Annotated in this window: 1 pseudogene; it reads right to left on the bottom strand. The window is 67.4% G+C overall.

The window, feature by feature from the left end:
* A pseudogene (locus tag ADK36_RS15840) lies at positions 1–273 on the bottom strand (carbohydrate ABC transporter permease); the annotation flags it as partial.
* Positions 274–322 lie beyond the last annotated feature (49 nt).

Raw genomic sequence — 322 nt, 5'->3', positions numbered from 1 at the left:
GATCGCCCGGCTGACCTGACCGCCGCTGAGCAGTTCCGTGTAGTTGACGAAGGTGATGCCCTGGGGGATGACGACGAGACCGCCGACCCGGTCTATCACCGGCTTGGGGGAGAGACTGGTGACGATCACGATCCACAGCGGCCCGAGCACCCCGAGGCAGCACAGGAGCAGCAGACCGCCCTTCGCGGTGAGTCCGGCCTTGCTGGGCGGCTCCTCCCACACCGGGCGGGCGGGAGCCTTGAGGCTGCGGATGAGCTGCGTGTTGAGGCTCACTTCTTGTACACCCCCTGCTCGCCGAGCAGGTGCGCGAACTTGTTCGCGC

It is taken from the genome of Streptomyces viridochromogenes (assembly GCF_001270495.1).
GTDB classification, from domain to species: domain Bacteria; phylum Actinomycetota; class Actinomycetes; order Streptomycetales; family Streptomycetaceae; genus Streptomyces; species Streptomyces viridochromogenes_A.
The sequence above is the reverse complement of the archived record's forward strand: the minus strand, read 5'-3'. Positions and strand labels throughout refer to the sequence as shown.